Origin of the sequence: Cytobacillus sp. FSL W7-1323, from assembly GCF_038595015.1 — a bacterium.
Lineage (GTDB): Bacteria > Bacillota > Bacilli > Bacillales > Cytobacillaceae > Cytobacillus > Cytobacillus kochii.
Map to the genome: position 1 here is coordinate 128,686 of NZ_CP151998.1, position 24,932 is coordinate 153,617.

The following is a 24,932-nucleotide window of genomic DNA, read 5'->3' on the forward strand; positions in this document are numbered from 1 at the left end:
AATAAGTTAATGGGAAAAACCTGTAGATCGAAAGGGAGGTAGGCCCCTTGCTAGATGTTAATAATTTCGAGTATATGAAAATAGGTCTCGCTTCACCAGATAAAATCCGCTCATGGTCTCATGGTGAAGTAAAGAAACCTGAAACAATCAATTATCGTACATTAAAACCTGAAAAAGATGGTTTGTTTTGTGAACGTATTTTCGGTCCAACAAAGGACTGGGAGTGTCATTGCGGTAAATACAAACGCGTTCGTTATAAAGGTGTTGTTTGTGATCGTTGTGGTGTTGAAGTTACACGTGCTAAAGTTCGTCGTGAAAGAATGGGGCATATTGAGCTAGCAGCGCCAGTATCACATATTTGGTACTTTAAAGGTATTCCAAGCCGTATGGGTCTTGTTCTTGATATGTCTCCTCGTGCATTGGAAGAAGTAATTTATTTTGCATCTTATGTTGTAACCGAATCTGGAGATACAGCATTAGAGAAAAAACAATTGCTCTCTGAAAAAGAATACCGTGCTTACCGTGAAAAATACGGTAATAAGTTCCAAGCGTCTATGGGTGCGGAGTCAATTAGAAAGTTACTTTCAGATATTGACCTTGATAAAGAAGTAGATACTTTAAAAGAAGAATTAAAAACTGCACAAGGGCAACGCCGTACACGTGCAATTAAACGATTAGAAGTGCTTGAAGCATTCCGTGGTTCAGGAAATGAACCGAGCTGGATGATTCTTGATGTGCTACCAGTTATTCCTCCAGAGCTTCGTCCAATGGTTCAACTAGACGGTGGTCGCTTTGCTACATCAGATTTGAATGACCTTTATCGCCGTGTAATTAACCGTAATAACCGTTTGAAACGTTTATTAGACCTTGGTGCTCCAAGCATCATCGTTCAAAATGAAAAGCGTATGCTTCAAGAAGCTGTTGACGCTTTAATTGATAACGGTCGTCGTGGACGTCCTGTTACAGGTCCTGGTAATAGACCACTTAAATCACTATCTCATATGTTAAAAGGTAAACAAGGACGTTTCCGTCAAAACTTGCTCGGTAAACGTGTTGACTACTCTGGGCGTTCTGTAATTGTCGTTGGTCCAAACTTGAAAATGTATCAATGTGGACTACCTAAAGAAATGGCATTGGAGTTATTTAAACCATTTGTCATGAAAGAGTTAGTTGAAAAGGGCCTAGCACATAACATTAAATCAGCTAAACGTAAAATCGAAAAAGTTCACCCTGAAGTTTGGGATGTACTAGAGAGTGTCATTAAGGAGCATCCGGTATTATTAAACCGTGCCCCTACACTTCATAGATTAGGGATTCAAGCATTTGAACCTACGTTGGTTGAAGGACGTGCCATTCGCCTGCATCCACTTGTTTGTACAGCATATAATGCTGACTTTGATGGTGACCAAATGGCGGTTCACGTACCTTTATCAGCAGAAGCGCAAGCTGAAGCTAGATTGCTTATGTTGGCAGCACAAAACATCCTGAATCCTAAGGATGGTAAACCAGTTGTTACGCCTTCACAAGATATGGTGTTAGGTAACTATTACTTAACTTTAGAAAGAGAAAATGCTGTTGGTGAAGGAATGGTCTTTAACGACACAAGCGAGGCGTTACTTGCTTACCAAAACGGATATGTTCACTTGCACACAAGAGTAGCTGTTCATGCTGGTTCGTTAAAAAATGAAACATTCACTGAAGAACAAAACAAGCAACTATTAATGACAACAGTTGGTAAATTGGTATTCAATGAAATTTTACCGAAAACATTCCCGTATATTAACGAACCAACAAAAGAGAATCTTGAAATTGAAACACCGAAGAAATACTTTATTGATAAAGCTATTGATATTCCTGAAGCGATTCGTACAATGCCGATTGTCGATCCATTTAAGAAGAAAATTCTTGGAAATATCATTGCTGAAGTATTTAAACGCTTCAAGATTACTGAAACATCAAAAATGCTAGACCGCATGAAGAATTTAGGTTTCAAATATTCAACTAAGGCTGGTATTACCGTTGGTGTGGCAGACATCGTTGTATTAGGTGAAAAAGAAGAAATTCTTCATGAAGCTCAAAATAAAGTTGATAATGTATTAAAACAATTTAGACGTGGTCTTATTACTGAAGAGGAACGTTATGACAGAGTTATCTCTATCTGGAGTGCGGCGAAAGATAATATCCAATCGAAACTAATGAAATCATTGGATAAATCCAACCCAATCTTCATGATGAGTGATTCAGGTGCCCGTGGTAACGCATCTAACTTTACACAGTTAGCTGGTATGCGTGGTCTAATGGCCAACCCGGCTGGTCGTATTATTGAATTACCGATTAAATCAAGTTTCCGTGAAGGATTAACTGTATTAGAGTACTTTATCTCTACTCACGGTGCGCGTAAAGGTCTTGCTGATACAGCCCTTAAAACAGCTGACTCTGGTTACCTTACTCGTCGTCTTGTTGACGTTGCACAGGACGTAATTGTACGTGAAGATGATTGCGGTACAGATCGTGGATTATTGATTTCTTCCTTGAAGGAAGGAACAGAAGTGATCGAAAGCTTAGAGGAACGTTTAATCGGTCGTCATGTAAGAAAAGCGATTAGACATCCGGAAACAAATGAAATCATTGCACGTGAAAATGAATTGATTACTGAAGATTTATCTGCAGAAATCATCGCTGCAGGCGTTGAAGAAGCATGGATTCGCTCTGCGTTCACATGTAATACTCGCCACGGTGTATGTAAAAAATGTTACGGACGTAACTTGGCTACTGGTCAAGAAGTTGAAGTCGGTGAAGCAGTTGGTATTATTGCCGCTCAATCAATTGGTGAACCTGGTACACAGTTAACGATGCGTACATTCCATACTGGTGGGGTTGCAGGAGACGATATTACACAAGGTCTTCCTCGTATCCAAGAGATTTTTGAAGCACGTAACCCTAAAGGTCAAGCGGTTATTTCAGAAATCAAAGGTACAGTGGTTGGCATTAATGAAGGTCGCGATCGTCAACATGAAATCGTTATTCAAGGTGAAGTTGAATCACGCACTTATACTGCACCTTATACTGCACGCTTAAAAGTAGCAATTAACGATGAAGTGGAACGCGGTCAAGAGCTAACAGAAGGTTCTATCGATCCGAAAGAATTAATTAAGGTGAGAGATGTTACAGCTGTTCAAGAATACTTGCTACGAGAAGTACAAAAAGTTTATCGTATGCAAGGGGTTGAAATCGGTGATAAACACGTCGAAGTAATGGTACGTCAAATGCTTCGTAAAGTACGTGTTATCGATGCAGCTGAGACAGATGTACTTCCAGGCACATTGCTTGATATCCATCAATTTACTGATGCGAATAGAAAAGCACTTATGGAAGGTAAAATGCCAGCTACGGGACGTCCGGTATTACTTGGTATTACAAAAGCATCTCTTGAAACTGATTCCTTCTTATCCGCTGCTTCATTCCAAGAAACAACTAGAGTTCTTACAGATGCAGCGATTAAGGGAAAACGTGATGAGTTACTCGGCTTGAAAGAAAATGTTATCATTGGTAAACTTGTTCCAGCTGGTACAGGTATGCAACGTTATCGTCAAGCAGAGCCTTATACAAAAGAGGCAGTTGAAGAAACAATCACGGTTGAATAATGATAGAAGAAAGGGTGTCGTTCTTTTTAAGAATGGCACCGACCTTCTATATTAAAAAAATATGAATGATTGTTGACATCATTTTCAATTGGTGGTAATATAGCAAAGGTGCTCCTATTACTGGATACTTTGGAGGATGAATTTATGTCTTATGAAAAAGTATTGCAGGCGAAAGAAATTATAGTAGGAACTAAACAAACAGTGAAAGCTCTTAAATCTGGAATTGTATCTGAAGTAGTCATCGCTAGCGATACAAATTTTCAAGTCAAATCTATGATAGAAGAAGCTGCTAAAGATCATAACGTTCCAATCACATATGTTGATTCGATGAAAAAGCTTGGTAAAGCATGTGGGATAGATGTAGGTGCTGCAGCTGTTGCATTAACTATTTAAAAACTGTTTTTGTAGATAGAAATCTGCAAGGACTTTGTTTTTGCCTTTAAATGAACCACCTGGATGTGTGGGCTTACATGAAAAGATGAAGGGAGGAAAAATACATGCCTACTATTAATCAATTAGTACGCAAGCCTCGTAAAACAAAGGAAGAGAAATCAACTTCTCCTGCGTTGAACAAAGGTTATAACAGCTTCAAAAAAGTACAAACGAACATATCTTCACCACAAAAACGCGGTGTATGTACTCGTGTTGGTACAATGACTCCAAAAAAACCAAACTCAGCGTTGCGTAAATATGCACGTGTACGTTTAACTAACGGAATCGAAGTGAATGCTTATATTCCTGGTATTGGTCATAACCTACAAGAGCACAGTGTGGTACTTATCCGTGGCGGTCGTGTAAAAGACTTACCGGGTGTACGTTACCATATCGTTCGTGGTGCACTTGATACTGCTGGTGTTAACAACCGTATGCAAGGTCGTTCTAAATACGGTGCTAAACGTCCTAAAGCAGCTAAGAAATAATTCACAAATAAAAATAACCCTTTCTTGAAAGGAGGAAAAATTACATGCCACGTAAAGGTCCTGTAGCAAAAAGAGACGTATTGCCTGATCCGATTTACAACTCAAAGCTTGTTAGCCGTCTAATCAATAAAATGATGGTAGATGGTAAGAGAGGTAAATCTCAAGCAATTCTATATAATGCATTTGATATCATTAGTGAGCGTACTGGCAAAGAGCCAATGGAAGTATTCGATCAAGCGCTTAAAAACATCATGCCTGTACTTGAAGTAAGAGCACGCCGTGTTGGTGGAGCTAACTACCAAGTACCAGTTGAGGTGCGTCCTGATCGCCGTACAACTCTTGGTCTTCGTTGGTTAGTAAACTACGCTCGCCTTCGCGGTGAGAAAACAATGGAAGAGCGTCTTGCAAACGAAATTCTTGATGCAGCTAACAACACTGGTGCATCAGTGAAGAAACGTGAAGACACTCATAAAATGGCTGAAGCAAACAAAGCATTTGCTCACTATCGCTGGTAAGATTCACTTTTATATTATAAAAACAATTCCCATACTAGGAAGGAGAAAGACACAATGGCAAGAGAGTTCTCCTTAGATAATACGCGTAATATTGGTATCATGGCTCATATTGATGCTGGTAAAACAACAACAACTGAGCGTGTTCTTTATTACACTGGTCGTATCCATAAAATTGGTGAAACACATGAAGGTGCTTCACAAATGGATTGGATGGAGCAAGAGCAAGAACGTGGTATTACAATCACTTCTGCCGCTACTACAGCTCAATGGAAAGGCCACCGTGTTAATATCATTGACACGCCAGGACACGTAGACTTCACAGTTGAAGTTGAGCGTTCATTGCGTGTACTTGATGGAGCAGTTGCTGTACTAGATGCTCAATCTGGTGTTGAACCACAGACTGAGACTGTATGGCGTCAAGCGACAACTTACGGCGTACCACGTGTGGTATTCGTAAACAAAATGGATAAAATCGGTGCAGACTTCTTGTACTCTTTAGGTACACTTCATGATCGTCTGCAAGCAAATGCAGCAGCTATCCAATTACCAATTGGTGCTGAAGACGAATTCGAAGGTATCATTGACCTTATCGAAATGAAAGCTACTTTCTACGGTAACGATCTTGGTACTGACATCGAAACACGTGAAATTCCTGAAGAATACATGGATCAAGCTCAAGAGTATCGTGAAAAATTAATCGAAGCTCTTGCAGAACTTGATGAAGAATTAATGGAGAAATATCTTGGTGGAGAAGAAATCTCTAATGATGAGATTAAAGCTGCAATCCGTCAAGGTACAGTAAACGTTGAATTCTATCCAGTTATTTGTGGATCTGCTTTCAAAAACAAAGGTGTTCAAAAAATGCTTGATGCAGTAATCGACTACCTTCCATCTCCATTGGATGTACATGCCATTAAAGGTATCAATCCAGAGACAGAAGAAGAAGTTACTCGTCCATCAAGTGATGAAGAGCCTTTCTCTGCATTAGCATTTAAAGTTATGACTGACCCTTATGTTGGTAAATTAACTTTCTTCCGCGTTTACTCTGGTACGTTAGATTCAGGTTCTTATGTTAAGAACTCTACAAAAGATAAACGTGAACGTGTAGGTCGTATCCTACAAATGCATGCAAACTCTCGTGAAGAGATCTCTACAGTTTATGCAGGGGATATTGCTGCTGCTGTTGGTTTGAAAGATACTTCTACTGGAGATACACTATGTGATGAAAAGAGTCTTGTAATTCTTGAATCTATGGAGTTCCCAGAGCCAGTTATCTCTCTTTCTATCGAACCGAAGTCTAAAGCAGACCAAGATAAGATGACTACAGCACTTCAAAAACTTCAAGAAGAAGATCCAACATTCCGCGCGCATACTGACCAAGAAACTGGTCAAGTAATCATCGCTGGTATGGGTGAGCTTCACCTTGATATCCTTGTAGACCGTATGAAACGTGAATTTAAAGTAGAAGCAAATGTTGGTGCACCACAAGTTGCTTATCGTGAAACTTTCCGTGCATCTGCAAACATCGAAGGTAAATTCGCGCGTCAATCCGGTGGTCGTGGTCAATTTGGTCACGTTTGGATTGAGTTCTCTCCAAATGAAGAAGGTGCAGGATTTGAATTCGTAAACGGCATCGTTGGTGGTGTTGTTCCACGTGAATATATCCCTGCAGTACAATCTGGTCTTGAAGATGCTATGGAGCGTGGTGTATTAGCCGGCTATCCAATGGTTGATATTAAAGCTAGATTATTTGATGGATCTTACCATGATGTTGACTCATCTGAAATGGCGTTTAAAATTGCCGCTTCTATGGCACTGAAAAACGCTGCTTCAAAATGTAACCCAGTTATCCTTGAACCGGTAATGAAAGTTGAAGTAGTTATTCCGGAAGAGTATATGGGAGACATTATGGGTGATGTTACTTCTCGTCGTGGACGTGTAGAAGGTATGGAAGCTCGCGGTAACGCGCAAGTTGTACGTGCAATGGTTCCACTTTCTGAAATGTTTGGTTATGCTACTTCATTGCGTTCTAATACGCAAGGTCGCGGTACATTCTCAATGCACTTTGATCATTATGAAGAAGTTCCAAAATCAATTTCTGAAGAAATCATCAAAAAAAATAAAGGTGAATAATTGATTTTACCTTTTTAATCAAGTATAACTATCATTGTAAGTAACCTGACATTGGAAGGTAGCCACCGACCAATGTCAATCAAATACTTAATTTATTTAAATTTAAAGGAGGATTTTCCTAATGGCTAAAGAAAAATTTGACCGTTCAAAACCCCATGTTAACATCGGAACTATCGGACACGTTGACCATGGTAAAACTACATTAACAGCAGCAATCACAACTGTACTTGCGAAAGCAGGCGGCGGTGAAGCTCGTGGATATGACCAAATCGATGCTGCTCCAGAAGAAAGAGAGCGTGGTATCACAATCTCTACTGCACACGTTGAGTACGAAACTGAAAACCGTCACTATGCACACGTTGACTGCCCAGGTCACGCTGACTATGTTAAAAACATGATCACTGGTGCTGCACAAATGGACGGCGGTATCCTAGTAGTATCTGCTGCTGATGGCCCAATGCCACAAACTCGTGAGCACATCCTTCTTTCTCGTCAAGTAGGTGTACCTTACCTTGTTGTATTCATGAACAAATGTGACATGGTAGACGACGAAGAATTACTTGAATTAGTAGAAATGGAAGTTCGTGACCTTCTTTCTGAATATGAATTCCCTGGTGACGATATTCCTGTAATCAAAGGTTCTGCGCTTAAAGCTCTTGAAGGAGATGCTGCGTGGGAAGAAAAAATCATTGAATTAATGGCTGCAGTTGATGAGTATATCCCAACTCCAACTCGTGACACTGAAAAACCATTCATGATGCCAGTTGAGGATGTATTCTCAATCACTGGTCGTGGTACTGTTGCTACAGGTCGTGTTGAGCGTGGACAAGTTAAAGTCGGTGATACTATTGAAATCATCGGTCTTGCTGAAGAACCAAAATCAACTACTGTAACAGGTGTTGAAATGTTCCGTAAGCTTCTTGATTATGCTGAAGCAGGAGATAACATTGGTGCTCTTCTTCGTGGTGTTGCACGTGAAGATATCCAACGTGGTCAAGTATTAGCTAAACCAGCTTCAATTACTCCACACGTAAAATTCAAAGCTGAAGTTTACGTTTTATCTAAAGAAGAAGGTGGACGTCACACTCCATTCTTCACAAACTACCGTCCTCAGTTCTACTTCCGTACAACTGATGTAACTGGTATTTGTAACCTTCCTGAAGGTGTAGAAATGGTTATGCCTGGAGATAACATCGAAATGAACGTTGAACTTATCTCTCCAATCGCTATCGAAGAAGGTACTAAATTCTCTATCCGTGAGGGTGGACGTACTGTAGGCGCTGGCGTAGTTGCTACAATCGTTGAGTAATAAATTTTGATTATGATATTTGAAGGGGACGCCTTTCATAGAAAAAGCAGTCGGGACGCCGGCTGCTTTTTCTTTATGCTTTTTTTTACATCAATCATGAAGAGGAGTGTACATTAAAGTATCTTGCTTCGGGGTGTGAAAACACCATAGCTGTAACAGAGGCTTCAGGTTCCATCATATAACCTTCTGTTAATTCGATCTCAATATCTTCTGGTTGTATAAGACGGAATAACTTCGCTTGATCTTCTAAATTTGGACAGGCTGGATAACCGAATGAAAATCGTTGTCCTTGATATTTAGCCGCAAAACGCTCCTCCATCGTCATTGTTGGGTGATCTGGAAAACCCCATTTATCCCTAATCTGTCTGTGAATATACTCAGCCAGCCCTTCAGCTGTTTCTAACGCAATTGCTTGCAATGCGTGACTTTCTAGAAATCTGCCTTCCTCTTTTAATTGTGTAGCTGCTTGTCGTATTCCCTTTCCTGCTGTTACAGCAAAAAAACATACATAGTCTGTTTGCTTTTCTCTTAGATAATCAGCAAGACAAAGATTTTTTCCTTTTTCTTGTCTAGGGAATACAAACTTTTCAATAGGAAGATCGTCTTTATTCATTATAATGATATTATTTCCATTGGCATTTGCTTTAAAAAATTGGTAAGTAGCTTTTGGTTGTATCCAGTTATTTTTAATTATTTCATGGATCAGTGAGTCTAACAGGATATTCACCTTTTCTAGTTTTTCATTAGTGAGCTCCCTTTTTTGATTTTTAACCCCAAGATGATATAGCAGCATTTTACGGTTAATATATGGTTCTATATGGTGGAAAGAGATATTTGTAATTAAATGTCTCTTTAAGTCTTGCGGTTGAAAAATAGGAGCTTCTTGAACGGTTTTCACTCCAACGGCTGGTTCGGAATATTTTTTTATCAATTGGGCTTCTTCTTTGGTAGTTTGTGCTGTTCTCGAGATTTGTGCTTGAAATAATTCACTATAGCGACTTGGTTCTCGGATTTCATTTGCTAAACTCAGACCGGTCATTGCATCTTTTGCATATAAGACGAGTCCTTTGTAGTTAGGGGCGATTTTATTATTCGTAAATTTTCGAGATAAGGCAGCTCCCCCCACCATAATGGGGGTTTGTATATGGGCATCCTGTAAGTCCTTTGCTGTTAATGCCATTTGTTGTGCTGACTTTACGAGTAAGCCAGAAAGTCCAATGATGTCGGGTTTTTCCTCTCTAATGGCTGCGATAAGTTCAGCAGAAGAGACTTTAATTCCAAGATCAATGGTTTCAAATCCATTGTTAGAGAGAATAATATCGACAAGATTCTTACCGATATCATGGACATCACCTTTGACGGTTGCGAGTAAAACTTTCCCCTTACTTGTAGATGTTTGTTTATCATTCTCCATATAAGGTTCTAAAAACGCGACTGATGCTTTCATCACTTCTGCACTTTGTAAGACTTCTGCAACAATTAATTGATTATCATTAAATAATCTACCTACTTCTGCCATACCATTCATTAATGGTCCGTTGATAATATCTAATGGATTTGGGTATTTCGCTAATGCTCTTTCTAAATCTGGGAGAAGGCCTTCTTTTGTTCCTTCTATTATATAGCTTGATAAACGTTCTTCTAATGATAGTAAATGGGTTTCTATCCTTTTTTCCTTCTTCTTATCACGATAAAAGTCAGTAAAATCAGCTAAAATGCTATCGCTGGTTTGAAAAAGAAGCTTTTCTGCTAATTCTACTTCATTTTTAGGGATGCTTGGGAAACGCTCTAGCTTTTCTGTATTGACGATTGCATAGTCTAGCCCGGCTTTCGTGCAATGAAAGAGGAAGACGGAATTTAAAATTTCTCTCCCCACACTCGGAAGACCAAAGGACACATTACTAATGCCTAAAATCGTTTTCGCCTCCGGTAGAGCTTCTTTAATAAGTTTAATACCAAGTACAGTTTCTTTAGCAGAACCAATATATTGTTCATCTCCAGTGCCGACAGGAAATACGAGGGGGTCGAAGATAATATCCTCTGGAGGTACTTGATACTGCTCAACGAGGATATGATAGGCCCGTTTAGCTATGACTAGCTTGTTTTCAGCTGTGATGGCCATGCCTTCCTCATCAATGGTACCGACAACAATGGCTGCTCCGTACTGATGGATAAGCTTTGCAGCAAAGGTGAATCGGTCCTCACCATCTTCTAAGTTAATCGAATTGATTATAGCTTTACCTTGAGAGTAGGTAAGAGCTTTGGCGATTACTTCATCATCAGTTGAATCAATGACTAGGGGAACTTTGATTTTTTTCGTTACTTCAGCTAAAAAATGGTCCATATCTTCTATCTCATTACGATCAGGGTCAGCAAGGCATATATCAATGACGCTTGCTCCTTTTTTAACTTGGGCTCTAGCAATTTCCGATGCTTCCTCATACTTTCCTTCATTAATCAACCGTTTGAATTTTTTTGAGCCAATGACATTTGTCCGCTCACCAACCATAATCGGTCTAATAGATTCATCATAGGTAAGGGGTTCAATACCTGATAGTTTATGCTGTCTCTTTTTAGTAATGGGACGGGGTGGTACATGGGCTAATGCTTGACTGATTGCTGTGATGTGCGCTGGTGTGGTACCGCAACAACCACCAACGATATTCACCCAGCCCTGTGTGGCAAAATCCAAAAGCTTTGTAGATAGAGATTCTGCTGTTTCGTGATAACAACCGTCTTCATCTGGTAAGCCTGCATTAGGATAACAGCTAACCCCAGTTGAAGAGAGTTGTGCTAGAGAGCGAATATGCTCTTGCATAAATTCCGGTCCAGTTGCGCAGTTGAGTCCAACAGCTATTGGTTTCATGTGCTCTATTGAAATGTAAAACGCTTCGATGTTTTGCCCTGCCAAAGTGGTGCCCATCGGTTCTATTGTCCCTGATACCATTATAGGGAGTTCTTTCTTTGTGTGATGAAAGGCTTCTTTAATCCCTAGGAAAGCAGCTTTTACATTAAGGAGATCTTGGCTTGTTTCTATTAATAATAAATCTACACCACCGTCAATGAGTCCTATGGCTTGTGTACGATAATCCATGACTAATTGTTTAAAAGTTGTTCCACCGGTAACGCTTAATGTCTTAGTAGTTGGTCCCATAGATCCTGCTACATATCGCGGATGATTAGGCTTGTCGTATTTATGCGCTGCTTTTATAGCGATTTCAGCCGCTCTGCGGTTTAATAATTCACTTAAATGCCCAATATTATATTCTTCTAAAACGATACGCGTCGCTCCGAATGTATTTGTTTCAATTATATCTGCCCCTGCCGAAAGATAAGCTTCATGAATTGATTGAATCAATTCAGGTCGCGTAAGTGTGAGGTGTTCATTACAACCTTCTAAATCCTCACCACCAAAGTCATCTGCAGTTAGGTGGGCTTCTTGTAGCATGGTACCCATTGCTCCATCCATGATTAAAATCTTTTCCGTCATTTGTTTAGTGATGGCTACTTTTGACATAATGATGCTCCTTCATCTGTTGATCTTTTCTTCTAATATGATTGGTCAGCTCGGTTGTAAGTTGATATCTAAGGAAGGGGGTAACAAGGTAGATGCCTTGAAAGAGTTCTAAGGCTGCATCGATCAACTCTTTTGTAATTAATAAGCCTTCTTTCTCAGCTAGAACAGGGTTAACCGCTTTAGCCATTCTGTCGCGGGTCGTTTGAGTAATCTTGATACCAGGCACTTCGTTATGAAGATACTCTGCATTTTTGCTGCTAATCAGTGGCATCATTCCGATGAAAATAGGTGCGGACAGATGCTTTGTTGCCTCATGAATCTCTAATAGTTGTGTTACTGAAAACACTGGCTGTGACACGATATAATCAGCGCCTGCTTTTATCTTCCTTTCAAGTCGGGCAACAGCTTTGTCTAAGGATTTGACATGAGGATTAAATGCTGCCCCGACAGAAAAGACGGCATTTTCACCAAGTTCAGAACCTGAAGGGGAAATTCCTTCATTAAATTGTTTAATCATTTCTATTAATTCAAAGGAAGATAAATCAAACACAGATGAAGCGCCTGGGAAATTACCAACTCTTGCCGGATCCCCTGTAATGGCTAAAATATCATGCAACCCCAATGTATGAAGACCCATGAGATGTGATTGTAAGCCGATTAAGTTTCGATCTCTACAGGAGAGGTGGACAAGTGGTCGAACGTTTGTATCCTTTTGGATGATATGTGCTAGGGCTTCATTTGCGATTCGTGGTGTCGCAAGAGAGTTATCTGCGAGTGTGATTGCATCAACCCCAGCATCTTTTAAGGCTCTGGCACCTTCAAAAAATTTAGCAGTTGATAGCTTCTTAGGTGGGTCTAGTTCGACGATGATGGTGCGTTTTTCTTGTACAAGTGTCTCTAACGGGGTATTGGTGCGTTCGATTGTAATTCTCTCTATTTTAGGTTTCCTTTTATTTGTTACTTGTTTTTCAATAATCGGTACAGCATGCCTAACTTCGTCTGCAAATGCTTTAATATGGCCAGGTGTCGTTCCGCAGCAACCACCAAGCAGTCGAACACCTTGCTTAAGGAAGGACTTCGCTGATTTTCTAAAATAGTCTTCACTCTCCTTATATTGAATCGTACCATCGATATAGGCCGGTAGACTCGCGTTAGGATATGCAGAGAGAAACGCGTGCTGAGGTAATTCAACGGAGGAGAGTGTCTCTAACATATGATGTGGACCTAAACGGCAGTTTACCCCGACAACATCTGCCCCTTTAGCTTCTAACCTTTTTAAGGCGTCATTAATTAACGTCCCATTTTGTAATATAGCGATTTCTTGTAAAGACACTTGGGCAATTATAGGTATATCCGTTTCTTTCCGGGCAATAGAGAGAACCGTTTCTAATTCTTCTAAATCATAATATGTTTCAAGAAGGAGCCCATCTACGCCTTCTAACAATAAGCAGTATAGCTGTTCACGAAAGTTACGTTTAATTTCATCTAGAGGAATAGAGAGGGGGTTTAATCCTCGTACACCTCCAATTGTGCCAAGCACATATGCCTGGTGCTGTTGAATACTAGATCGTGCCAGTTTTACAGCCGCACTATTAATCTCTTTGACTGAATCCTCTAGGCCATACCGTTTCAATTTTAAATAATTCGCAGCGTAGGAATTTGTTTGAATTAAATCAGCACCTGCATGGAGATAGGCTTGATGAATGTGCTGAATTTGTTCCGGTGCTGAGAGGTTTAACTCTTCAAAACATGTATCCGTACCATAAGAATAAAGAAGTGTTCCTATCGCACCGTCAGCAATTAATACTTGGTTCTTTATTTTTTCAAGGAAGTTCAAAGGTCTCACTCCTTCAATTCATATTTTGTTGAATTCAATGGATGAGAAGCCAAAGAGAAAATAAAAAAGGCCCTCAAGAAGAAGGCCTATTATTATCATAGTCATCTTCTCATCTTTCAAGCGTATAGCTTGTAGGAATTAGCACCTTTTCAATAATGTTCACTATTGATGGTTGCTGAGGTGTCATCGGGCCTATCCCTCAACCTCTCATGATAAGAAATAAAAAATATTTTATTGACTAAAATTTACATGAATGAGTCTATGTTTGTCAAATAAAAATTTAGAAAATTTAAAAATAAGTAATTAAATAAGCGTTTTTTTAGAAAATGATGTAAAGAGGAAGATATACTTGAAAACACTATTAACAGCAGTTATAATGTTAAAAGTGTGCAGAACAGAGAGAAACGCAATCAATAGTTGCATTTGTTATGTCTTTTCTGTATAATAGACAATGTTGGTCTTTGACTGCGATGAAGTGAAAGGTTGCTGACACACCCGGCCGCTTTGCCATGGCGAGTGTGTGGGAAATTTTCACGGAGAATGTCTATATGAAAATAGGCGAAAAGGAGGGAAAATAATGGCAAAACAAAAAATTCGTATTCGTTTAAAAGCTTATGATCACAGAATTCTTGATCAATCTGCTGAAAAAATCGTTGAAACTGCAAAACGCTCTGGTGCGGCTGTATCTGGTCCGATCCCATTGCCAACTGAAAAGTCAGTTTACACAATTCTTCGTGCGGTGCATAAATATAAAGATTCTCGTGAGCAATTCGAAATGCGTACACACAAACGTTTAATCGACATCATTAATCCAACACCACAAACAGTCGATTCATTAATGCGTTTAGACTTACCATCTGGTGTTGATATCGAAATTAAACTTTAATTAATACATTAAAACAATCTAGGAGGTGTGACTGAAATGACCAAAGGAATCTTAGGAAGAAAGATTGGTATGACTCAAGTATTTGCTGAAAACGGTGATCTTATCCCGGTAACAGTGGTTGAAGCTACTCCAAACGTTGTTCTTCAAAAGAAATCAGTTGATACTGATGGATACGAAGCAATCCAAATCGGTTTTGAAGATAAACGTGAAAAGCTTTCAAACAAACCGGAAAAAGGACACGCTGCTAAAGCTGATACTACTCCTAAGCGCTTCGTTCGCGAATTACGCGGAGCTGACTTAGCTGAGTATGAAGTTGGTCAGGAAGTCAAAGTTGATATTTTCGCTGAAGGTGAAAAAATTGATGTAACAGGAATTTCAAAAGGTAAAGGTTTCCAAGGTGCAATTAAACGCCACGGACAATCTCGCGGACCAATGGCACACGGTTCACGTTACCACCGTCGCCCAGGTTCAATGGGTCCTGTTGCTCCAAACCGCGTATTTAAAGGTAAATTATTACCTGGTCGCATGGGCGGAGAACAAATCACAGTACAAAACCTTGAAATCGTAAAAGTAGATGCAGAACGCAATCTTCTATTAGTAAAAGGTAATGTACCTGGCTCTAAAAAAGCGCTTCTAAAACTAGTAAGTGCGGTTAAAGCAAAGTAATAACCCGGAAAGGAGGAAGTAAGAATGCCTAAAGTTGCATTATTAAACCAAAGTGGTTCACAAGTTGGCGATATTGAGCTGAACGACTCAATCTTTGGTATCGAGCCAAACAACCACGTGATGTTTGAAGCTGTTATTATGCAAAGAGCTTCTCTACGTCAAGGAACTCATAAAACTAAAATTCGTTCTGAAGTAGCTGGCGGAGGACGTAAACCATGGCGTCAAAAAGGCACAGGTCGTGCTCGTCAAGGTTCAATTCGTTCACCACAATGGCGCGGAGGCGGTACTGTATTTGGTCCTGTACCACGCAGCTATAGCTATAAATTACCTAAAAAAGTTCGTCGCTTAGCTATCAAATCAGCGTTATCTACTAAAGTTGCGGAAGAGAACATTCTAGTATTAGAAACACTATCTTTCGAAGCTCCAAAAACAAAAGACTTTAAAGGTCTACTTAAAGGTCTTTCTGTAGATTCTAAAGCATTAATCGTAACTGCAGACATCGATGAAAACGTAGCATTATCTGCTCGTAACATCCCTGGAGTAACAGTTGTTACTGCTAACGGAATCAGTGTATTAGACGTTTTAAATCATGATAAATTGATCATGACTAAGCAAGCGGTCGAAAAAGTAGAGGAGGTGCTTGCATAATGGATGCACGCGATATCATTAAGCGCCCCGTTATCACTGAACGTTCTACTGACATCATGGCTGACAAAAAATATACTTTTGAAGTTGATGTAAGAGCTAATAAAACTCAAGTTAAAGATGCTGTTCAAGAAATCTTTGATGTAAAAGTTGAAAAAGTGAACATCATGAACTACAAAGGTAAATTCAAGCGCATGGGTAAATTCGGTGGTTATACAAACAAACGCCGTAAAGCGATTGTTAAACTAACTGCTGACAGCAAAGAAATCGAAATCTTTGAAGCTTAATTTCTAACAAGAAGAGGAGGGAAATGAAATGGCGATTAAAAAATACAAACCTACCTCTAATGGTCGTCGCGGCATGACGGTATCTGATTTCGCAGAAATCACTACAGACAAACCAGAAAAATCTTTGCTTGCTCCAGTAAAGCGCAAAGGTGGCCGTAACAACCAAGGTAAGTTGACAGTTCGTCATCAAGGCGGCGGTCATAAACGTCAATATCGTATCATCGACTTTAAACGTGACAAAGATGGAATACCAGGTCGCGTTGCTACAGTCGAGTATGATCCAAACCGCTCAGCTAACATTGCACTAATTAATTATGTAGATGGAGAAAAGCGTTACATCCTAGCTCCTAAGACTCTTAAAGTAGGCGCAGAAGTAATGTCTGGTCCTGAAGCAGATATCAAAGTAGGTAATGCATTACCACTTACAAACATTCCTGTGGGTACTGTAATCCACAACATCGAACTTAAACCTGGTAAAGGTGGACAGTTGGTACGTTCTGCTGGAACAAGTGCACAAGTACTTGGTAAAGAAGGTAAATACGTATTAGTACGTTTAAACTCTGGTGAAGTTCGTATGATTCTTGCTACTTGCCGCGCTACTGTAGGTCAAGTTGGTAACGAACAACACGAATTGATTAACATCGGTAAAGCCGGTCGTTCTCGTTGGTTAGGTAAACGCCCAACTGTACGTGGATCTGTTATGAACCCTAACGATCACCCACACGGTGGTGGTGAAGGTAAAGCTCCTATCGGTCGTAAATCACCTATGTCTCCTTGGGGTAAACCAACTCTTGGATACAAAACACGTAAGAAAAACAATCAATCTGATAAATTTATCGTACGTCGTCGTAAAAAATAACGGGATTGAACTACGGTTCCAAAGACGGGCCGTAGAACAATCACGAAGGGAGGTTCAATCATGGGTCGCAGCTTAAAAAAAGGACCTTTTGTTGACGAACATTTAATGACAAAGATCGAAAAGTTAAATGAAACTGATGGCAAGCAAGTAGTGAAGACTTGGTCTCGCCGTTCTACGATCTTCCCACAATTCATCGGACACACTATCGCAGTGTATGATGGTCGCAAACATGTGCCTGTTTATGTTACTGAAGATATGGTAGGCCACAAGCTTGGAGAATTTGCTCCAACACGTGCATACAAAGGCCATGGTAATGATGATAAGAAAACAAGACGTTAATGAGAGGAGGGCATTATAATGCAAGCTAAAGCTGTTGCAAGAACAGTTCGTATTGCTCCTCGTAAAGCTCGTTTAGTCGTAGATTTAATTCGAGGTAAGCAAGTAGGTGAAGCGGTAGCGATTTTAAATTTAACTCCAAAAGCTGCTTCTCCAATCGTAGAAAAAGTATTAAAATCTGCACTAGCTAACGCAGAGCACAACTACGAAATGGATGTTAATAATTTAGTAGTTGAGCAAGCATTTGTTGACGAAGGACCAACTTTAAAACGTTTCCGTCCACGCGCACAAGGTCGTGCTAGCGCAATCAACAAACGCACAAGTCACATCACAATCGTTGTATCAGAAAAGAAGGAGGGATAATCTGTGGGTCAAAAAGTAAATCCAGTCGGTTTGCGTATCGGTGTCATCCGTGATTGGGAGTCAAAATGGTACGCAGGTAAAGACTACGCTGATCTTTTACACGAAGACCTGAAAGTTCGTGAGTACATCACAAAACGCTTAAGCGATGCATCTGTTTCTAAAGTAGAAATCGAACGTGCAGCTAATCGCTTAAATATCACAGTCCATACTGCAAAACCAGGAATGGTTATCGGTAAAGGTGGTACTGAGGTAGAGGCGTTGCGTAAAGCACTTAACGCACTTACTGGCAAACGTGTTCACATCAATATTCTTGAAATCAAAAAAGCTGACATCGACGCGAAATTAGTAGCGGAAAACATTGCTCGTCAATTGGAAAACCGTGTATCATTCCGTCGTGCTCAAAAACAAACTATTCAACGTGCTATGCGCGCAGGAGCTAAAGGTATCAAAACAATGGTATCTGGACGTCTTGGCGGTGCTGATATCGCTCGTTCTGAATCTTATAGCGAAGGAACTGTACCACTTCATACTCTTCGTGCTGACATTGATTATGCTACAGCAGAAGCAGATACGACTTACGGTAAGTTAGGCGTAAAAGTATGGATCTATCGTGGAGAGGTGCTTCCTACAAAGAAGAATAATGGGGAAGGAGGCAAATAATATGCTATTGCCAAAACGCGTAAAATATCGTCGTGTACACCGTGGAAAAATGCGCGGTCAAGCAAAAGGTGGTACTGAAGTAACATTCGGTGAATATGGTCTACAAGCTCAAGATGCTTCTTGGATCACTAACCGTCAAATCGAATCTGCCCGTATTGCAATGACTCGTTACATGAAACGTGGCGGTAAAGTTTGGATTAAAATATTCCCGCATAAGCCATACACTGCTAAGCCTCTTGAAGTCCGAATGGGTTCTGGTAAGGGTGCTCCTGAAGGATGGGTTGCAGTTGTTAAGCCTGGTAAAGTAATGTTCGAAATTGCAGGTGTATCTGAAGAGATCGCTCGTGAAGCTCTACGTCTTGCAGCACACAAACTTCCAGTTAAATGTAAGTTTGTAAAACGAGAAGAAATTGGTGGTGAATCAAATGAAAGCTAATGAAATTCGTGACCTTACCACTGCCGAAATAGAACAAAAAGTTAAATCATTAAAAGAAGAGCTTTTTAATCTACGCTTTCAATTGGCGACTGGACAACTGGAAAACACAGCTCGCATCCGTGAAGTGCGTAAAGCAATTGCTCGTATGAAAACTGTTATCCGTGAAAGAGAAATTGGTTTTAGCAAGTGATATTGAGAGGAGGTTCGCACAATGAGTGAACGTAACCAACGCAAAGTATACTCTGGACGCGTTGTTTCAGACAAAATGGATAAAACTGTTACTGTTTTAGTCGAAACATACAAAAAGCATCCATTATACGGCAAACGCGTAAAGTACTCTAAAAAGTTTAAAGCTCATGATGAGCAAAATGAAGCAAAAATCGGCGATATCGTTCGTATCATGGAAACTCGCCCATTATCTGCGACTAAACGCTTCCGTCTAGTTGAAGTTGTTGAGAAAGCAGTTATTATCTAATTGTTCGGAAATATGTTTGATCCCGAAGGGAGGTTACACAGATGATTCAACAAGAATCACGTTTAAAAGTTGCTGATAACTCTGGTGCTCGTGAAGTACTTACAATTAAAGTTTTAGGTGGATCAGGCCGTAAAACTGCCAACATCGGTGATGTAATTGTTTGCACAGTGAAACAAGCAACACCAGGTGGCGTTGTTAAAAAAGGTGATGTTGTTAAAGCTGTTGTCGTTCGTACAAAGAGCGGCGTTCGTCGTAAAGATGGCACATACATCCGTTTTGATGAAAACGCATGTGTAATTATTCGTGACGATAAAGGTCCTCGTGGTACACGTATCTTTGGACCAGTTGCTCGTGAACTACGCGAGAACAACTTCATGAAAATCGTATCATTAGCTCCAGAAGTACTATAAAAATTAAACAAAATGCCTTTAAGGAGGTGCACACAGATGCATGTAAAAAAAGGTGATAAAGTAATGGTCATCTCTGGTAAGGATAAAGGCAAATCAGGCGTTATTCTTGCTGCTTACCCAAAACAAGAACGCGTTCTTGTAGAAGGTGTTAATATCGTAAAGAAACACGCTAAACCATCTAACTTGAATCCTCAAGGTGGAATCCTTAGCCAAGAAGCACCTATTCATGTATCAAACGTTATGCCGGTTGACCCTAAATCTGGTGAACCAACTCGCGTAGGCTATCAAACGGTTGATGGGAAAAAAGTGCGTGTAGCAAAAAAATCAGGTGAATCTTTAGATAAATAGATCAATGAAGAAGGGAGGTACAATCGATGAACCGCCTAAAAGAAAAACATGTAAAAGAAATTACTCCTGCTCTTGTGAGCAAGTTTAACTATAAATCAGTAATGCAAGTACCAAAACTTGAAAAAATCGTTATCAACATGGGTGTGGGTGATGCTGTGCAAAACTCTAAAGCATTAGATAATGCTGTTGAGGAATTAACACAAATCGCAGGTCAAAAACCTGTTATCACTCGCGCGAAAAAATCAATCGCTGGCTTCCGTTTACGTGAAGGTATGCCAATCGGAGCGAAAGTTACTTTACGTGGAGAACGCATGTACGAATTCTTCGATAAATTAGTATCTGTTTCTCTTCCACGTGTACGTGACTTCCGTGGTATTTCTAAAAAGTCTTTCGACGGACGCGGAAACTACACACTTGGTATTAAAGAGCAATTGATCTTCCCTGAGATCGATTACGATAAAGTAAGCAAAGTTCGTGGTATGGATATCGTTATCGTAACAACTGCCAATACTGATGAAGAAGCTCGTGAACTTTTAACACAATTTGGAATGCCATTCCAAAAGTAATCGTTAATTAGAGGGAGGCGAAAACGTGGCTAAAAAGTCAATGATTGCGAAACAAAAACGCACGCCTAAATACAAGGTACAAGAATATACACGTTGCGAACGTTGTGGACGTCCACATTCTGTATACCGTAAATTTAAGCTTTGCCGTATTTGTTTCCGTGAATTAGCATATAAAGGACAAATTCCTGGCGTTAAAAAAGCTAGCTGGTAAACCCAAAGTTAGGGAAGGAGGTAAAAACAATGGTCATGACAGATCCAATTGCAGATTTGCTAACTCGCATCCGTAATGCGAACATGGTTCGTCACGAAAAATTAGAAGTTCCTGCTTCTAATATTAAAAAAGAAGTTGCTGAAATCCTTAAGCGTGAAGGCTTCGTACGTGATGTAGAGTTTATCGAAGATAACAAGCAAGGCATTATCCGCATTTTCTTAAAATACGGTGCAAAAAATGAACGTGTAATCACAGGCTTAAAACGTATCAGTAAACCTGGTCTTCGTGTTTATGCTAAAGCTGATGAGGTACCACGCGTTCTTAACGGTCTTGGTATCGCACTCGTTTCTACTTCTCAAGGCGTTCTTACAGACAAAGAAGCTCGCGCGAAACAAGTAGGCGGAGAAGTACTAGCGTACGTTTGGTAATATAGTTTCAGAAAGAATGGAGGTGCAATAAATGTCCCGTATAGGTAAAAAACCAATTGAAATCCCTAGTGGAGTAACAGTAACGCTTGATGAAAATCATCACGTTATCGTAAAGGGTCCTAAAGGTGAGCTTTCTCACACTTTTAATAAAGATATCGCAATTAACATCGAAGAGAACGTAATCAACATCGTGCGTCCTTCTGATCAAAAAGAGCACCGTGCGCTTCATGGTACAACTCGTGCATTGATCGCTAACATGGTTGAAGGTGTATCTAAAGGCTTCGAAAAAGGCTTAGAACTTATCGGTGTCGGTTACCGTGCCCAAAAACAAGGTAAAAAGCTTGTATTGAACGTTGGATACTCTCACCCAGTTGAAATCGAACCTGAAGAAGGTATCGAAATCGAAGTACCAGCTAATACGAAAGTAGTAGTAAAAGGTGCAAGTAAAGAACGTGTAGGCGCTTTAGCGGCTAACATTCGTGACGTTCGTCCTCCAGAACCTTACAAAGGAAAAGGTATTAGGTATGAAGGAGAATATGTTCGTCGTAAAGAAGGTAAAACAGGTAAGTAATGCTGCATAGCTAAACGAAAGGAGTGACCGAAATGATTACGAAGGCTGATAAAAATGCAGTGCGTAAGAAAAGACACGCTCGCGTAAGATCTAAACTTTCTGGCACTGCGGCTCGTCCTCGTCTAAATGTGTATCGCTCAAATAAACACATTTATGCACAATTAATTGACGATGTGAACGGAGTAACTCTTGCTAGCGCGTCTACACAAGACAAAGAAGCTAGTATTGAAGCTACAGGCAACGTTGATGCGGCTGTTAAAGTCGGCGAATTAATCGCTAAACGTGCGGAAGCAAAAGGATTGAAATCAATCGTATTTGACCGTGGAGGATACTTATATCATGGTCGTGTTAAAGCGTTAGCAGATGCTGCTCGCGAAAACGGGTTAGAATTTTAATAGACAAAGGAGGGACATATAGAATGCGTCGTATTGATCCAAACAAACTTGAACTTGAAGAGCGCGTAGTTACGGTAAACCGTGTAGCTAAGGTTGTTAAAGGTGGACGTCGTTTCAGATTCTCTGCTCTTGTAGTAGTTGGAGATAAAAACGGTAACGTTGGCTTTGGTACAGGTAAAGCTCAAGAGGTACCAGAAGCTATTCGCAAAGCAATTGAAGATGCGAAGAAAAACTTAATTGAAGTTCCTATGGTTGGAACAACAATTCCTCACGAAGTAATCGGTCACTTCGGAGCTGGCGAAATTCTTCTAAAACCTGCATATGAAGGTACAGGAGTTATCGCTGGTGGACCAGTTCGTGCGGTACTAGAGTTAGCGGGTGTAGGCGATATCCTTTCTAAATCATTGGGTACAAACACACCAATTAACATGGTTCGCGCAACACTAGATGGTTTACAACAATTAAAACGTGCTGAAGACGTAGCTAAGTTACGTGGTTTATCAGTAGAAGAACTGTTAGGATAAGGAGGGAAATCAAATGGCGAATAAACTAGAAGTTACCCTCACTCGCAGTGTGATTGGTCGCCCTGAGGACCAACGCCAAACAGTCACAGCTCTTGGATTACGCAAAATGCACCAAACAGTTGAGCACCAAGACAATCCTGCCATCCGTGGTATGATTAATAAAGTTGCTCATCTTGTAACGGTAACTGAAAAATAATTTTCGATCTTCTACAAAATAAGGAGGTGCCAACATGAAACTTCATGAATTAAAACCTGCAGAAGGTTCACGTCAAGAACGTAAACGCAAAGGTCGCGGTATTGGTTCAGGTAACGGTAAAACTGCTGGTAAGGGACATAAAGGTCAAAATGCTCGTTCTGGCGGCGGCGTACGTCCTGGATTCGAAGGTGGTCAAACACCTTTATTCAGACGCTTACCAAAACGCGGATTCACTAACATTAACCGTAAAGAATATGCGGTAGTTAATCTTGACGCACTTAATCGTTTTGAAGATGGAGCGGAAGTTACTCCAGAGCTTCTTATTGAAACGGGTGTTGTAAGTAACGAAAAAGCAGGAATTAAAGTTCTTGCTAAAGGCAACGTAGAGAAAAAGCTTACAGTTAAAGCTCATAAATTCTCTGCTGCGGCTAAAGAAGCAATCGAAGCTGCCGGCGGTAAAGCCGAGGTGATCTAATGCTTCAGACAATCTCCAATTTTATGCGCGTGGGTGACATAAGAAGAAAGATTATTTTCACCCTATTAATGTTAATTGTATTTCGCATCGGCACATTTATCCCCGTTCCAGGGGTGAATGCACAAATTTTACAATCACAGGATCAAATGAGTGTATTTGGTGTCTTGAATGTATTTGGTGGCGGTGCGTTATTAAACTTCTCAATTCTTGCGATGGGAATCATGCCGTATATTACAGCATCAATCATTGTTCAGTTACTACAAATGGACGTTGTGCCGAAATTTACGGAATGGGCTAAGCAAGGTGAGGCAGGTCGTCGTAAACTAGCTCAGTTTACACGATACTTTACTATCGTGCTTGGTTTTATCCAAGCTCTTGGTATGTCTTATGGGTTTAATAATCTTGCTGGTGGCATGTTAATTGAAAATACGGGTATTGGCTCTTATTTATTAATTGCTACAGTATTAACTGCAGGAACTGCTTTTTTAATGTGGTTAGGGGAGCAAATTACGGAAAAAGGTGTTGGTAATGGTATTTCTATTATTATCTTCGCTGGAATCGTTGCCGGTATTCCTTCCATCGCTAACCAAATTTATGCGCAGCAAATTGAAGGTGCTGGAGATCAATTATTCCTACGTATCGTAACCCTTGTACTTATCGTGCTTGCGGTTATTGCTATTGTAGTTGGAACAATCTTTATCCAACAGGCATTAAGAAAAATTCCAGTACAATATGCAAAACGTGCATCAGCAGGTAAGACGCCAGTAGGTGTTCAAAACACTCATTTACCTTTAAAAGTAAATGCTGCAGGTGTTATCCCTGTTATCTTTGCGATTTCATTTATCATTACACCACGAACGATTGCAGGCTTTTTTGAATCGAATAGTGTAACGAGTTGGATCCAGAAGATATTTGATTATACTGAGCCAATTGGTATGGTCATCTATGCTGCATTAATAATTGCTTTCACATATTTCTATGCATTCATTCAAGTAAACCCAGAGAAAGTCTCTGAGAACTTGAAGAATCAAGGTGGTTATGTACCGGGCATCCGTCCTGGTAAAAACACGCAGGAATATTTAACTAAAGTCTTATATCGTTTAACTTTTGTTGGTGCTCTTTTCTTAACAGCGATTGCAATCATTCCAATGTTCTTCATTAATGTTGCAGGGCTACCAGAAACTGCTCAAATCGGTGGAACGAGCTTACTAATCGTGATTGGTGTTGCTCTTGATACTTACAAACAGTTAGAGTCTCAGCTAGTTAAACGTCATTATAAAGGTTTTATCAAATAGAAAGGTTTAAGGGGACGATTGTTCC

At 40.1% G+C, this 24,932-nt stretch carries 30 protein-coding genes and 1 riboswitch; of the genes, 28 read left to right on the forward strand and 2 right to left on the reverse strand.

The features are described 5' to 3' along the window. The first annotated feature begins 47 nt into the window (after nucleotides 1-47). The 6 genes from rpoC to tuf all read left to right on the forward strand — a co-directional run bounded on the left by rpoC (nucleotide 48) and on the right by tuf (nucleotide 8,521). Complete coding sequence (gene rpoC / locus MKX67_RS00665) at nucleotides 48-3,644, forward strand: DNA-directed RNA polymerase subunit beta' (protein ID WP_095371231.1); 3,597 nt, start codon at nucleotides 48-50, stop codon at nucleotides 3,642-3,644. Nucleotides 3,645-3,788: 144 nt separating this feature from the next. Further along, on the forward strand, nucleotides 3,789-4,037 hold the full coding sequence (locus MKX67_RS00670) for a 50S ribosomal protein L7ae-like protein (RefSeq protein WP_095371230.1): 249 nt from the start codon (nucleotides 3,789-3,791) through the stop codon (nucleotides 4,035-4,037). A 104-nt stretch (nucleotides 4,038-4,141) separates the two neighbouring features. Continuing rightward, nucleotides 4,142-4,564, forward strand: a complete 423-nt coding sequence (rpsL, locus tag MKX67_RS00675) for a 30S ribosomal protein S12 (protein WP_095371229.1) — start codon at nucleotides 4,142-4,144, stop codon at nucleotides 4,562-4,564. Between the two features lie 44 nt (nucleotides 4,565-4,608). Then, a complete protein-coding gene (gene rpsG, locus MKX67_RS00680; RefSeq protein WP_095371228.1) occupies nucleotides 4,609-5,079 on the forward strand; it encodes a 30S ribosomal protein S7 in 471 nt (156 codons plus the stop codon). 54 nt (nucleotides 5,080-5,133) lie between these two features. After that, the gene (fusA, locus tag MKX67_RS00685) at nucleotides 5,134-7,212 is read left to right on the forward strand and encodes an elongation factor G (protein WP_307317033.1); all 2,079 of its coding nucleotides are present in this window, start codon (nucleotides 5,134-5,136) and stop codon (nucleotides 7,210-7,212) included. A 121-nt stretch (nucleotides 7,213-7,333) separates the two neighbouring features. Then, the gene (tuf, locus tag MKX67_RS00690) at nucleotides 7,334-8,521 is read left to right on the forward strand and encodes an elongation factor Tu (RefSeq protein WP_095371226.1); all 1,188 of its coding nucleotides are present in this window, start codon (nucleotides 7,334-7,336) and stop codon (nucleotides 8,519-8,521) included. A 94-nt stretch (nucleotides 8,522-8,615) separates the two neighbouring features. Here tuf and metH read toward each other — a convergent pair whose 3' ends face one another. Together metH and MKX67_RS00700 are read right to left on the reverse strand one after the other, a co-directional pair. After that, nucleotides 8,616-12,038: a methionine synthase gene (gene metH / locus MKX67_RS00695; RefSeq protein ID WP_322910602.1), complete on the reverse strand. Its 3,423-nt coding sequence runs from the start codon at nucleotides 12,036-12,038 to the stop codon at nucleotides 8,616-8,618. Beyond that, entirely contained in the window at nucleotides 12,016-13,875 is a 1,860-nt protein-coding gene (locus MKX67_RS00700; RefSeq protein ID WP_342488791.1) for a bifunctional homocysteine S-methyltransferase/methylenetetrahydrofolate reductase, read from the reverse strand. The genes metH and MKX67_RS00700 overlap by 23 nt, the downstream gene beginning before the upstream one ends. 106 nt (nucleotides 13,876-13,981) lie before the next feature. Then, nucleotides 13,982-14,094: riboswitch (SAM riboswitch) on the reverse strand. A gap of 358 nt (nucleotides 14,095-14,452) precedes the next feature. On the opposite strand from MKX67_RS00700, the gene rpsJ reads away from it, so the two are divergent. From rpsJ to secY, 22 genes are read left to right on the forward strand one after another with little or no spacing between them, the layout of a single operon-like run. Next, nucleotides 14,453-14,761 (forward strand): 30S ribosomal protein S10, encoded by a 309-nt coding sequence (gene rpsJ, locus MKX67_RS00705; RefSeq protein ID WP_003348621.1) that lies wholly within the window; start codon nucleotides 14,453-14,455, stop codon nucleotides 14,759-14,761. A 36-nt stretch (nucleotides 14,762-14,797) separates the two neighbouring features. Next, nucleotides 14,798-15,427, forward strand: a complete 630-nt coding sequence (gene rplC / locus MKX67_RS00710; protein WP_095371223.1) for a 50S ribosomal protein L3 — start codon at nucleotides 14,798-14,800, stop codon at nucleotides 15,425-15,427. A gap of 24 nt (nucleotides 15,428-15,451) precedes the next feature. After that, nucleotides 15,452-16,075, forward strand: a complete 624-nt coding sequence (gene rplD / locus MKX67_RS00715; RefSeq protein ID WP_095371222.1) for a 50S ribosomal protein L4 — start codon at nucleotides 15,452-15,454, stop codon at nucleotides 16,073-16,075. Beyond that, complete coding sequence (rplW, locus tag MKX67_RS00720; RefSeq protein ID WP_095371221.1) at nucleotides 16,075-16,359, forward strand: 50S ribosomal protein L23; 285 nt, start codon at nucleotides 16,075-16,077, stop codon at nucleotides 16,357-16,359. Before rplD ends, rplW begins: the two co-directional genes overlap by 1 nt. A 28-nt stretch (nucleotides 16,360-16,387) precedes the next feature. Continuing rightward, complete coding sequence (rplB, locus tag MKX67_RS00725) at nucleotides 16,388-17,218, forward strand: 50S ribosomal protein L2 (RefSeq protein WP_095371220.1); 831 nt, start codon at nucleotides 16,388-16,390, stop codon at nucleotides 17,216-17,218. Between the two features lie 60 nt (nucleotides 17,219-17,278). Beyond that, complete coding sequence (gene rpsS / locus MKX67_RS00730) at nucleotides 17,279-17,557, forward strand: 30S ribosomal protein S19 (RefSeq protein WP_095371219.1); 279 nt, start codon at nucleotides 17,279-17,281, stop codon at nucleotides 17,555-17,557. Between the two features lie 18 nt (nucleotides 17,558-17,575). Beyond that, nucleotides 17,576-17,917 carry a 50S ribosomal protein L22 gene (rplV, locus tag MKX67_RS00735; protein ID WP_095371218.1) on the forward strand — a complete coding sequence of 114 codons (342 nt, stop codon included), beginning with the start codon at nucleotides 17,576-17,578 and terminating at the stop codon, nucleotides 17,915-17,917. Nucleotides 17,918-17,920: 3 nt separating this feature from the next. Further along, nucleotides 17,921-18,577 carry a 30S ribosomal protein S3 gene (rpsC, locus tag MKX67_RS00740; protein ID WP_095371217.1) on the forward strand — a complete coding sequence of 219 codons (657 nt, stop codon included), beginning with the start codon at nucleotides 17,921-17,923 and terminating at the stop codon, nucleotides 18,575-18,577. A gap of 1 nt (nucleotide 18,578) precedes the next feature. Continuing rightward, nucleotides 18,579-19,013, forward strand: a complete 435-nt coding sequence (gene rplP, locus MKX67_RS00745; protein WP_095371216.1) for a 50S ribosomal protein L16 — start codon at nucleotides 18,579-18,581, stop codon at nucleotides 19,011-19,013. Next, nucleotides 19,003-19,203 carry a 50S ribosomal protein L29 gene (gene rpmC, locus MKX67_RS00750; RefSeq protein ID WP_009336588.1) on the forward strand — a complete coding sequence of 67 codons (201 nt, stop codon included), beginning with the start codon at nucleotides 19,003-19,005 and terminating at the stop codon, nucleotides 19,201-19,203. The genes rplP and rpmC overlap by 11 nt, the downstream gene beginning before the upstream one ends. Before the next feature lie 21 nt (nucleotides 19,204-19,224). Further along, nucleotides 19,225-19,488 (forward strand): 30S ribosomal protein S17, encoded by a 264-nt coding sequence (rpsQ, locus tag MKX67_RS00755; protein ID WP_095371215.1) that lies wholly within the window; start codon nucleotides 19,225-19,227, stop codon nucleotides 19,486-19,488. A 41-nt stretch (nucleotides 19,489-19,529) separates the two neighbouring features. Next, complete coding sequence (rplN, locus tag MKX67_RS00760; RefSeq protein WP_095371214.1) at nucleotides 19,530-19,898, forward strand: 50S ribosomal protein L14; 369 nt, start codon at nucleotides 19,530-19,532, stop codon at nucleotides 19,896-19,898. A gap of 36 nt (nucleotides 19,899-19,934) precedes the next feature. Next, complete coding sequence (gene rplX, locus MKX67_RS00765) at nucleotides 19,935-20,246, forward strand: 50S ribosomal protein L24 (protein ID WP_095371213.1); 312 nt, start codon at nucleotides 19,935-19,937, stop codon at nucleotides 20,244-20,246. A 26-nt stretch (nucleotides 20,247-20,272) separates the two neighbouring features. Then, entirely contained in the window at nucleotides 20,273-20,812 is a 540-nt protein-coding gene (gene rplE / locus MKX67_RS00770; protein WP_095371212.1) for a 50S ribosomal protein L5, read from the forward strand. Nucleotides 20,813-20,837: 25 nt separating this feature from the next. After that, a complete protein-coding gene (rpsN, locus tag MKX67_RS00775; RefSeq protein ID WP_009499044.1) occupies nucleotides 20,838-21,023 on the forward strand; it encodes a 30S ribosomal protein S14 in 186 nt (61 codons plus the stop codon). Nucleotides 21,024-21,052: 29 nt separating this feature from the next. Continuing rightward, complete coding sequence (rpsH, locus tag MKX67_RS00780; RefSeq protein WP_095371211.1) at nucleotides 21,053-21,451, forward strand: 30S ribosomal protein S8; 399 nt, start codon at nucleotides 21,053-21,055, stop codon at nucleotides 21,449-21,451. A 31-nt stretch (nucleotides 21,452-21,482) separates the two neighbouring features. Beyond that, complete coding sequence (gene rplF, locus MKX67_RS00785; RefSeq protein WP_095371210.1) at nucleotides 21,483-22,022, forward strand: 50S ribosomal protein L6; 540 nt, start codon at nucleotides 21,483-21,485, stop codon at nucleotides 22,020-22,022. A 32-nt stretch (nucleotides 22,023-22,054) separates the two neighbouring features. Next, nucleotides 22,055-22,417 (forward strand): 50S ribosomal protein L18, encoded by a 363-nt coding sequence (rplR, locus tag MKX67_RS00790; RefSeq protein WP_095371209.1) that lies wholly within the window; start codon nucleotides 22,055-22,057, stop codon nucleotides 22,415-22,417. A gap of 23 nt (nucleotides 22,418-22,440) precedes the next feature. Then, complete coding sequence (gene rpsE / locus MKX67_RS00795) at nucleotides 22,441-22,941, forward strand: 30S ribosomal protein S5 (protein WP_095371208.1); 501 nt, start codon at nucleotides 22,441-22,443, stop codon at nucleotides 22,939-22,941. A 13-nt stretch (nucleotides 22,942-22,954) separates the two neighbouring features. Then, complete coding sequence (gene rpmD / locus MKX67_RS00800; protein ID WP_095371207.1) at nucleotides 22,955-23,137, forward strand: 50S ribosomal protein L30; 183 nt, start codon at nucleotides 22,955-22,957, stop codon at nucleotides 23,135-23,137. Nucleotides 23,138-23,171: 34 nt separating this feature from the next. Next, nucleotides 23,172-23,612 carry a 50S ribosomal protein L15 gene (gene rplO / locus MKX67_RS00805; RefSeq protein ID WP_095371206.1) on the forward strand — a complete coding sequence of 147 codons (441 nt, stop codon included), beginning with the start codon at nucleotides 23,172-23,174 and terminating at the stop codon, nucleotides 23,610-23,612. Further along, nucleotides 23,612-24,907 carry a preprotein translocase subunit SecY gene (gene secY / locus MKX67_RS00810; protein WP_095371205.1) on the forward strand — a complete coding sequence of 432 codons (1,296 nt, stop codon included), beginning with the start codon at nucleotides 23,612-23,614 and terminating at the stop codon, nucleotides 24,905-24,907. Before rplO ends, secY begins: the two co-directional genes overlap by 1 nt. The last annotated feature ends 25 nt before the right edge of the window (nucleotides 24,908-24,932 follow it).